This is a genomic window from Streptomyces sp. N35 (assembly GCF_016464295.1).
Classification (GTDB): domain Bacteria; phylum Actinomycetota; class Actinomycetes; order Streptomycetales; family Streptomycetaceae; genus Streptomyces.
On sequence record NZ_JAEIMH010000041.1, the window covers coordinates 69,479 to 79,684 of the forward strand.

Below are 10,206 nucleotides of genomic sequence, written 5' to 3' on the forward strand. Positions count from 1 at the left end.
CAGCCCTCCTCTCGGGCTGCGGCAACTTTGGTGTGCCCGGCTCCAGTTCGCGGCGAGCCACGCCCGCGCACAACTTTCACCGCACGCCGAGTCAAGGATCTCTTGCGGCTCCAAAGGCAACTCCGGGCCATGGGACCTCACTTGAAGCCGTGCGCGAGCGTCGCAAGGGCACCACTTCCCGGCAGGCAAACAACCCGCCGCACCCAACGTGACCCAGGTCACGGCAGCCCTCGCGTCATGATCGACTCATTGGGCAGTCCGAGGAGGAAAGGACCTGCCACTCGGTCCACCTGCCACCGGACTCGGGGAGAGACCATGAACGATGCCACCACGGTGTGCGCCAAGGTCCAGATGTACCTGCTCGCCGGAATCAACGAGTGCACCCCCGTCACCACCACACTCTGGTACGACTCGACCGACCCCTTCGCCGTGCGACTTCTGATCGAGATCGAGGACTCGACCTACGCCGACTGGGTCTTCGCCAGGGACCTCCTGGAGCGGGGCATGCACGGCTCCGCCGGCCACGGGGACGTACGTGTGTGGCCAGCTCCCCGCGACCGCAGCGAAACGCGCATCAGCCTCGCCGGAGTAGGACTCGAATCCAACTACGTCCAGGCGATCTTCACCGCACGCTCGGCGGACCTGCACGACTTTCTGGCCTGCACCTACGACCTGGTCGCTGCAGGCGCGGAAGAGATCAACTTCGAGCGGGAACTCACCCACCTTCTGGCGGACGGCTGACCACCGACACCATCGGCTGCCTCCCCGGGGCGAGCATCGCGAGAACAGGAACCCCGCAATGGATCAACCTGCAGCAGGCCGGGCTGCACCCCGGGAATCAGCTGCCCCACACTTGACTCGAGGCGCGCAGCAAGGAGTCGTGCAGCGTTCACTCGACTGGGTGGAGCATGCAAAGCGAGCCCTGGTGGGCGAGTTGGACACCGTGCCGCACGCAAGCACCTGGCTCGTCGACTTCGTGTTGGTCCTGCTGTGCGGGCTGCTGTCCACGGTAATTGTGACCACTGCCTTCGATACGGCTCCTGACGGCAACGGCGCGCTGGGGATCGCGATCGGGTGGGCCGCAGCCACCACTTTGCTCTTTCGTCGCCGACTGCCCGAGTTGTCCGCGGCGGCCGCGCTCGGGGCGCTGATCACGACAGACGACCGCGTTCCCCTGGTCTTCGCCTCATACGCCCTGGCGGCGTACTGCAGACACCTGCGCTGGGGGTGGATCTCCGCGCTGGCAGCAAGTTATCTGATGACACGTGACATTCCCGTCGTCGTCTACACGGCAGATCGCGACCACACGTACTTCGTGCTCAGCGCCGTCCTCCTGCCCGCGCTGTTCGGCGCAACCGTGCGCCGCCACCGTGCCGCAATGAGCGCCCTGCGCCACCAGGCCCGCCAGGCAAATGCGACGGTGCGCCAGGCCTCGGGACTGGCTGTCCTCGAGGAACGCATGCGATTGGCCCAGCAGACGCTGGACTCCCTTGGACACCGGATGACCGTCCTGTGCATCCAGGCCAGCGCACTGCAGGAAGACCCGCAGGCCGACGACCAGTTGCGGCAGTGCGCCACGACCATCGAAACGACGGCTCGGGCCGCGATGGTCGACATCCGCAGGGGCGTGGACCTGATACACGACCCCATGCGCCGTGACCCCACCTTGATGGGCCTCGACTGCGCACGTCTGATCACCTCGGTCGTCCGCAACATGCGGGCCACTGGCATGGACCTGCAGGCCGAGATCTGCGGCGACCTCGATGATTTGCCCCCGGAATACGTCCCTGTGCTGCGACGTGCCGGACGGGAGGCCCTCATCAATGCGGCGAAGTACGCCCGATGCTCGGTAGTGGTCCTGCGGTTGACCGTGCGGCCGGACCAGGTTGCCCTCGAAATCGAGAATTCCCCTGCGCCTGGGCCCCAGGTGCTGGTCGACTCCGCCGGAGTGGGCCTTGCCAGTCTGCGCACCGCGGCGGCCAAAGCGGGTGGCCGGATGCAGGCTCACGCGACGGACAGCGGAGGCTTCCTGCTTCGAGTGGACTTTCAGGCATTACGAAGATGTGGCGTTCAACCTGACGAGGTCAATTCAGCCGGGCTTGGTGCTGATTAGGGCGTGATCAATGATTTAGTGGTATCCAGCGCGGACTGCGGACCGATGGCCATGAGTGCCCGGCTGAGTTCGACCCCGCAATGGAGGATGCAACCGGTGACAGTCCGAGTCTTGATCGTGGATGACCAGAACCTCATCCGCTCCGGATTGCGCTCGGTGCTCGACGCTCACGAAGACATCGATGTCGTCGCCGAAGCCGCCGATGGCGTGGAAGCACTGGGAGCCGTGCAAGAGCACCGGCCAGATGTAGTCATCATGGATCTGCACATGCCGAGAATTGACGGCGTCGCGGCAACCATCCAACTGATGCGCCTCGAGGAGCCGCCGAGGGTTCTGGTGCTTACCACCTTCAACACTGACGATGTGGTGATACAAGCACTGAGCGCGGGCGCATCCGGCTTCCTGCTCAAGGACGTCCGCTCCGACGAACTTGTGGCAGCTGTACGCACCATCTCGGCCGGCGGGACAGCGATGTCCCCGGAGATCATGGCCAAGCTCATCAAGCGGGCAGGCACGCGGATGCCCGCCGGTGCACACGGATTGCAGGCGAAGCTGGACTCGCTGACGGACAGTGAGCGCGACGTGCTCGCCCTGATCGGTTCGGGACTGACGAACCAGCAGATCGCGGACCAGCTGCATCTTTCGCTGGCGAGCGTGAAGACCTACGTATCGCGGATGCTCACCCGGCTCGGGCTCGACAACCGCACACAAGCCGCGATCTTGGCATACGAGGCAGGCCTGGTGGGGGGGCCCGGCGATTGACCTTCTTCTGTTGACCTTCGCCGGACGCGGGATCAACCTTCGCTGAAGCTGACAACCTTCACCAGGCCCTCAGGCCACCTTCCGCCGGGAGACTCGAGGCATCCCCCTCACCTCCACGGAAGCCTCGATGCCTACTCAGCCCACCGAGCGGCAGGCCCCAGCAGGCCTGCCGCCCGCTCACCTCTGGCGGTCAGCGATCCGCTTGTCGCCGGTGGACTGGTTGCGCAGCGCGGATCCGCGTGTCCTGGATGTCGTCACCACCCTGCTGGCAACGGCCCTCACCCTGCTGGCCGTGCTCGACAACTACCGCACCGGTCTCCTGGTCAGCTACGGCTGGTCGGTGAGCGCCGCGGTCCTCTGCTCTTCAACGCTGCTGTTTCGACGCCGCCTGCCCGAACTCATCGCGGTATCGAGCCTGGTATCCACCCTGGCAACCGACGACTCCACGTTGCTGGTCTTTGGTTCCTGGACGGTCGCCCGGTACGCAAAGCAACGGCGCGGCGCGCTGCTCGCCCTCATCGCGCTGGGATACGTCATCACCCGTCCCCTGGTGGCCGATCCCCTGCTGTCGTATCAGGCCATCTATCACCTGGGGGTCGACGTCATCCTGCCCGCCATCGTCGGCAGCACCCTGCGCCGCCAGGAGCTGTTCAACAGGCTGGTGCGGCAACAGGTACACCGCGTCCAGAAGTCAGTGGACCAGGCCGCCAAGTACGCAGTGCTCGAGGAGCGCACCCGGCTGGCCTTCGACATGCATGACGGAGTGGGACACCAGGTAGCCGTAGTCACACTGCAGGCCCAGGCGATCAACGTCAATGCCGAGCACCCCGAGAAGGTTCGGGAGGGCGCCAAAGTGGTCGAAGATGCCTCCCGCGAGGTTATGTCCGAACTGCGCGCGATCCTCGACATGCTCCGCAGCAATCCCGGCGACAACACACCGCCCATGCGGCTGAGCCAGACGGACTACCACACCTTTCTCAACTCTCTCGTGCGCAACATGAACGCCGTCGGTGTCAACGCCCAGTGCACGGTGCTCGGGACCCCCGTGCCGCTCCCTCGTGAGACGCAGACGATGCTGTATCGCATCGGCCAGGAAGGGCTCACGAACGCGGTCAAGTACGCCCCGGGTGCAGCCATCCTCATCCGACTGGCGTTCCACCCGTACCGCGTCGACATCGCGATAGAGAACAGGCGCCCCACGGACAAGAACCCGTCGCTGGGAAGCGGAGGTGTCGGGCTCGAAGGGCTGACGGCCCGCGTCCGGGAGCACGGCGGCTATCTGCAGGCCACGCCGACTCGCAATGGCGGATTTCTCCTGCAGGCCCACCTACCGATAAACACGGCAGACGCGGTTCAACGTCGCTGACTACGGCCGCTGGTGGATGTCCAACACCAACCTCGTCAAGTTCGCGGCCGGCACCCACACCGTCACCGCCACCGCCACCGCCACCGCCACCGCCACCGCCACCGGCATCACCGACGAAGGCATGACCACCAGCACCAAGGTCACCTTCACCGTCAAGTAACCAACCCACCACCACAACCTGCGGCCCGTGCACCACACCAGGTGCACGGCCCGCAGGCCTACCTCCGGTTCAAAGCGATTGGTCCTGCGTCCCCCGCCTCCGGTCCGGCAGCGTGGCCCGCAGCAGGAAACCGCCCTCCGGTCTCCGTCGCGCGAGGAATCGGCCTCCTGCCTTCTCTGTCGCAGCCGCCAGGCATGGCAGCCCCTCTCCTCCTGAATCCACCACAATCCTGGGCCCCTGCCCGGGGCTGTTCCCCACCTCCAGCGCCACCTCCCCCAGGTCTGCGTACAACCGGAGGGACACCGAGGCGCCCGGCGCGTACTTGGCTACATTCGTCAGACCCTCGCGGGCGATACGGCGCAGCAGTTGAGCGTCCTCGGGGGGCAGGTCGTTCATCCCGCTTTCCACTGTGTGGCGAACGTCCATCCCACCGGCGCGCATGTTGCGCGCCAAACTCGCCAGGAAGCGCCCGAAGTCGAAGTCCGCATCCACCGAGTCGCGGCCACCGGGATCTTGGAGCATGTCGAGTGTTTCCCTGACTTCAGCCATGGCCGCACGGGCCGACTCAGCGACCAAGTCTGCGTTCTCGCGCAGTTCACCATCGCGTGCCTTCTCCCGCAGGGCGGCTGACTGCAGTGTGAGCACCGTGAGGTGGTGTCCGAGATTGTCGTGGGTACGCTGAGCGATGCGCGTACGTTCCTCCAGCACCGCCAGGTCGGCCGCCTGGTCCACGGACGCACTGGCCTGGCGTGCGCGAGTACGCAAGGCGTCCGTCGCAGCCCGGTAACGCCGCACCGTCTCTCCGTACACCGCGGGCAAGATGATGGTCGCGAAGGCGAAGTGGACCGGCTTGCGTCCACCGGCGACAGGTACCGAGACTTCGCGCACGACGATGTAGCAGGCTGCGATGGCGGCGATCTCGGCCCAACGCAGCCGGCGCCCATAGGCCACCAGGGCATAGGCGGCGAAAATCAGCGGCGTGCGGTCGTCGGTGTAGAACGCGGCCATCAAGGCAGCCACTGCCGGGATCTCAGGAACCCTGCTCCGCAGAGCAAGCGTCAGGGAGGCAGCCCAGGCCACGGCCACGCTGTACCAGTAGTGCTGAAGCACGCCGAAGTGGTGCGTGTCGTAGAGCGCGAACCATGTCAGCACTCCGCAAGAGAGGGCGATGGCGATGTCCACTCGCCAGGGCAGTGGATAACACCGTCCCTCACCTAGCTGGCCAGTGGTCTTTCCCAATGCCCACGAGGCGAAATCCCTCAGGCGCTCGGACAGCGTGCCGACGCCGTCACCTTGCCTGATGCTGTCGTCTGCGGGCTGTCCGGGGTCCGACCTTGGACTCGAAACCATACGGTCGATGGTGACGGCAGGTTTCGCCCGCTGCGACCCGGCTGGGCCAAAGGGCGTGAGGCTCGGCCCCTACAGCATCCGACGGATGGTGCGGGCAAAAGACCAGGGCCCGCAGCGGTCAGGGGGATGACCGATGCGGGCCCTGGTGTGTGCCGGCCATGGGTACGCAGCCCAGTGCCGGCAGCCGGACCACACTCCCATGGACGGGGAGCGGGAGGGTGGCCCGGGGCTTTGCGGGGAGCGACGCGACGGCTCGGGCCTCCCACGAGCCAGTGCCAACCCGAGCCGTCGTGTCTGCAATGCGCCTTCCATTACTGGCGCGCTCTCGACGACCGGAGACTCTCTTGATCATCCCGTCATCACCAAAAACCTAACGCCGCACAGTGCGACCAACCCTCGGCACAGGATGACTGTGCCCGCCGAAGGTTGATGATGCGGCGCACCGCACGTACAGCTCGGTCATCGCAGCAGTCCGATACGGAACCCTGTGGCCACAGCGTGCGCTCGGTCATGAGCGCCAAGCTTCGCGTACAGGCCACGGGCGTGACTCTTGACAGTGTCCTCCGCCAGGCCGAGACAGCGGCCGATGGCGGCATTGCTCAGGCCCCGGCTCATTCCGTCGAGAACCTGGGCTTCCCGCCCGCTCAAAGCCTCGTACACACTCTGCCTGAACAGAGACGTTTGGGATACGCGAGCGCCGAGCGGCTCGCGAAGGATGTCGTCGTCCGGATTCACAGCCTTCCGACTCCAGGGCGACGCGTGCAGCGTCTGGGGGGCTGCAGAGGTAGAAAAAGGCGGTCGCATCAGAACTCCGCCGCCCACTCCGCGAGGAGCAGCGTGCGGCGGGCCCCCGCGACCACCGCCGCGTCGACGAAGCGGCCATCCGGCAGGGCAAGCGCCCCCGAATCAGCCTGAGCAGCCTCGGTAATCTCCCTGGCCGAGTCGATCTCCTGGGAGGTCGGCAGATAGGCACATCTGATGGCCTCCAGCTGCCGAGGGTGGATCGCCGCTCGCCCGAGGAAGCCCAGTGTCCGGCCTTCGGCGCACGACTCGGCAAGTCCGGCAGTGTCGCGTACATCCGCATAGACCGACTGGGCCGGCGGCGGCAGTAGCGCGGCCCGGGCCGCCACGATCGTGCGACTACGCGGCCACGCCAGGCCGGAAGTGGCCGAAGTACCGAGGTCGGCTGACAGATCGGCCTCTCCAAGAGCGATGCCGCGGACGGCCGAGTGGGCGCATGCGATCTTGTACGCGTTCTCGACGCCGAGGGCGGACTCAATGAGCGCGTACAGCGGCACCATCCCGAAGACCCGTGCCTTGAGCCGGGCTTCGGCCGCCCATTCAGCAACATTGAGCACATCGCGGCGGTGCTCTACCTTCGGCAGCCTCAGTCCTGCCAAACCGGGGAGTGTGACGAGTGCCTCCACGTCCTGGCGGGCCAGAGGGCCGCCCAGCGCGTTGATGCGGACGTGGATGCGAGAGGATGCCGGCCGCGGCTCGGTGAGGAGTTCTACGGTGGCCTCACGCGCGTATTGCTTGCGGTCGGGGGCCACCGCGTCCTCGAGGTCCACGATCACCACGTCAGCGCCCGCTGCCAGCGCTTTCGCCACCACCTGTGGCCGGTCGCCGGGAGCGTAGAGCCACGTCAAGTAGGGGCGTTCATCGGCTGGTTCGACCAGACGCAGTTCGTTCCTCACAGCGTGCCCCTCTCACGCAGCGCGGCGATCTCCGCATCGTTCAGGCCCAGGTCTGCGAGCACTGCGTCAGTGTCCGCGCCATGGGGTCGGCCCGCCCATCGGATGGCCCCTGGCGTCGCTGAGAGGCGGAACAGGACGTTCTGCATCTGGATCGTGCCCAGTTCGTCATCGGCTACCGCAGTGATGGTGTCCAGCGCCTGATATTGCTCGTTGTCCATGACGTCGCGGATGTCGAGTACCGGCGCCACCGCCGCCTCGGCCTTCTCGAATGCGGTCACGACCTCGTTCCGGTCGTGGCGAGCGATCCACTCCCCCACCGCGGTGTCAAGGGTGTCGGCGTGCTGCGCCCGGCCCGCCCCGGTGGCGAACCAGGGCTCGTCGATGAACTCGGGGCGACCCACAAGGTGCATAACCCGTTCGGCGATGGACTGCGCCGAGGTGGAGACAGCCACCCAGGAGCCGTCCGCGGTCCGATAGGCGTTGCGCGGGGCGTTGTTCATGGAGCGATTACCGGTGCGCGGCTGGACGTAGCCGAGTTGGTCGTACCAGATGGACTGCGGCCCGAGCATGGCCAGGATGGGCTCGATGATCGCCATGTCGATGACCTGCCCTCGGCCGGTGCGGTCCCGACCGGCCAGCGCGGTCATCACAGCGTACGAGGTGGCCAGCGCCGCGATCGAGTCGGCCAGTCCGAACGGCGGCAGGGTCGGCGGCCCGTCCGGTTCACCGGTGGTCGCCGCGAAACCGCTCATCGCCTCGGCGAGCGTGCCGAAACCGGGACGGCGGGCGTAGGGACCGAACTGCCCGAATCCAGTGACCCGGGTGAGAACGAGCCGAGGGTTCGCCCGGCTCAGTTCCTCCCAGCCGAGGTTCCATTTCTCCAGCGTGCCGGGGCGGAAGTTCTCAATGATCACGTCTGCGTCGGCAGCCAACCGCAGGAGCAGGTCCTGTCCCTCCCGCGTGGAGAGGTTGAGCGTGATGTTGCGCTTGTTGCGGCCGAGGAGCTTCCACCACAGACCAACACCGTCCTTGCTCGGCCCATGGCCGCGCGACGGGTCAGGCTTCCGCGGGTGCTCCACCTTGATCACGTCGGCGCCGAAGTCCCCGAGCATGGTGGCCGCGAGTGGCCCGGCGAACAACGTCGCGAGATCGAGGACCCGCAGCCCGCGCAGGGGTCCGCCGAGGTTGCTGAGGTTCTGGGCCGGGATGCTTGTCATGGATGGTGCAGCTTCCGTTTCGGTGGGCTTGAGGGCGTCTCCGGTCATCACTGGACAGGGGGGCGCTGTCGTGGCACCCCCCCGGCCATCCGCTCGATCTCAAGGCGCTGGGGCATGGAAAGCGAAGCCCCGGCCCGCTGCACGGAAATCGCTGAAGCCGCCGAGGCCCAGATAAGTGCGGACCGGATCGACTGGCCTTCGCCCAGAGCCACAGCGAGGGCGCCTACGAAGGTGTCCCCGGCCCCGGTGGTGTCACAGGCCTTGACGGCGAACGCCGGTATCTCCAGCGGCTCGCTTCCGCGGGCCAGATACAGGCAGCCGGCGCTGCCGAGTGTGATGACGACTTCCGGGACGAGATCGAGGAGGGCCTTGGCAGCCAGGAAGGGGGCGTCCTCCCCTGTCATCAATCGGGCTTCGTGCTCGTTGGGCACCAGCAGGTCCACATGGTCCAAGAGCCCTTGCGGAAGCGGTTCGAGGGGGGCCGGCGCCGGGGTGAGAACGGTCTTGACGCCACGGTTGCGCGCCGCGCGCAGCCCGGACAGCACGCCCGGCAGGGGAAGCTCCAGCTGCACCAGCAGGAGCTGAGACACTGCGATGCGCAGTTCTTCCTCCTGGCTCACCTGGGTCATCTGGGCGTTGGCACCGGGAACAACGACGATGGAATTGCCGCCCTCGTCGTCCACGACTATGTGCGCAGTGCCGCTTCGAGCGCCGACGGTGCGAAGACCACCTATATGCACACCTGCCGCGTCCAGACCGGCCCGCAGGCGCTGCCCGTACGCATCGTCGCCGACCGCGCCTATCAGCTCGACGTCCCCGCCCGCCCGCGCGGCCGCGACGGCCTGATTGGCGCCCTTGCCGCCAGGGATCTCACGGAACTCGCGGCCCATGACGGTCTCGCCGAGGCGGGGGGCCGTGGGCACGTAACTGACGAGATCCATGTTCACGGATCCCAGCACGCTGATGCGGGGGCCGGTGGCCGGAATCGGGATCATGGCAGGGCTCCTTCTGTCTGGTGTGCCGTGGCCGGGATTCGTGCCAACGCGCGAGTACGGGCGGCCAGTTCGTCGAATCCGATGCCGTCGAAGCCGGCCACGCTGGAACTGAGGCGATTGCGGAGAGGCGCCGTCCACCGCTCAGGCACGCCGGAGCCCATGGCGAGCAGCCCGGCCACAGAGCCCACGGTGGCTCCGTTGGAGTCGGTGTCCCACCCGCCCGAGACCGCCCGGCAGATCGCCCCGGTGAAGTCGCCGTCGCTGTGCGTGAGTGCCGCAGCGACCAAGGCTGCGTTGGGAAGCACATGGACCCAGTGCAAATGGCCGTACTTCTCGTGGAGTTGGTCGACGACCTGCTCGAACCCGGCGATGGTGCTGGTGGGTTCGGCGAGGGCCATGCGTATGCCGAACCGCACCGCCTCCGCGAGGCGCGAACGTTCGGGCACCACGGCCAGGCCCGCTTCGAGGCAGTCATGGACGTCGTCCTCGCCGCCGGCTGCCGCCGCCAGCATCGCTGCCGCGAACATCGCCCCGTACACGCCGTTG

At 66.9% G+C, this 10,206-nt stretch carries 10 protein-coding genes and 1 pseudogene; 5 read left to right on the forward strand and 6 right to left on the reverse strand.

Annotated elements, in window-relative coordinates; translation table 11 throughout:
• Nucleotides 1-315 precede the first annotated feature (315 nt).
• From JAO81_RS22675 to JAO81_RS22695, 5 genes are all read left to right on the forward strand, one after another.
• On the forward strand, nucleotides 316-741 hold the full coding sequence (locus JAO81_RS22675) for an SsgA family sporulation/cell division regulator (RefSeq protein ID WP_199549749.1): 426 nt from the start codon (nucleotides 316-318) through the stop codon (nucleotides 739-741).
• Between the two features lie 139 nt (nucleotides 742-880).
• Complete coding sequence (locus tag JAO81_RS43725; RefSeq protein WP_199549750.1) at nucleotides 881-2,113, forward strand: sensor histidine kinase; 1,233 nt, start codon at nucleotides 881-883, stop codon at nucleotides 2,111-2,113.
• A gap of 96 nt (nucleotides 2,114-2,209) precedes the next feature.
• A complete protein-coding gene (locus tag JAO81_RS22685; protein WP_199549751.1) occupies nucleotides 2,210-2,875 on the forward strand; it encodes a response regulator transcription factor in 666 nt (221 codons plus the stop codon).
• A gap of 127 nt (nucleotides 2,876-3,002) precedes the next feature.
• Complete coding sequence (locus tag JAO81_RS22690) at nucleotides 3,003-4,241, forward strand: sensor histidine kinase (RefSeq protein WP_199549752.1); 1,239 nt, start codon at nucleotides 3,003-3,005, stop codon at nucleotides 4,239-4,241.
• Nucleotides 4,242-4,257: 16 nt separating this feature from the next.
• Nucleotides 4,258-4,401 carry a hypothetical protein gene (locus JAO81_RS22695; protein WP_199549753.1) on the forward strand — a complete coding sequence of 48 codons (144 nt, stop codon included), beginning with the start codon at nucleotides 4,258-4,260 and terminating at the stop codon, nucleotides 4,399-4,401.
• 69 nt (nucleotides 4,402-4,470) lie between these two features.
• Here the strand turns inward: JAO81_RS22695 and JAO81_RS22700 are convergent, their stop codons facing one another.
• The 6 genes and pseudogenes from JAO81_RS22700 to JAO81_RS22725 form a co-directional block, all read right to left on the reverse strand.
• Nucleotides 4,471-5,583: a sensor histidine kinase gene (locus JAO81_RS22700; RefSeq protein WP_199549754.1), complete on the reverse strand. Its 1,113-nt coding sequence runs from the start codon at nucleotides 5,581-5,583 to the stop codon at nucleotides 4,471-4,473.
• Nucleotides 5,584-6,210: 627 nt separating this feature from the next.
• A pseudogene (locus tag JAO81_RS42685) lies at nucleotides 6,211-6,399 on the reverse strand (response regulator transcription factor); the annotation flags it as partial.
• A gap of 155 nt (nucleotides 6,400-6,554) precedes the next feature.
• Nucleotides 6,555-7,448: a CoA ester lyase gene (locus tag JAO81_RS22710; RefSeq protein WP_307813567.1), complete on the reverse strand. Its 894-nt coding sequence runs from the start codon at nucleotides 7,446-7,448 to the stop codon at nucleotides 6,555-6,557.
• Nucleotides 7,445-8,665, reverse strand: a complete 1,221-nt coding sequence (locus JAO81_RS22715; protein ID WP_199549764.1) for a CaiB/BaiF CoA-transferase family protein — start codon at nucleotides 8,663-8,665, stop codon at nucleotides 7,445-7,447. The genes JAO81_RS22710 and JAO81_RS22715 overlap by 4 nt, the downstream gene beginning before the upstream one ends.
• A 47-nt stretch (nucleotides 8,666-8,712) precedes the next feature.
• Nucleotides 8,713-9,660, reverse strand: a complete 948-nt coding sequence (rbsK, locus tag JAO81_RS22720) for a ribokinase (protein ID WP_199549756.1) — start codon at nucleotides 9,658-9,660, stop codon at nucleotides 8,713-8,715.
• On the reverse strand, nucleotides 9,657-10,206 hold a 550-nt coding region (locus JAO81_RS22725; RefSeq protein WP_199549757.1), incomplete at its 5' end, for an ADP-ribosylglycohydrolase family protein. The genes JAO81_RS22725 and rbsK, both read right to left, overlap by 4 nt.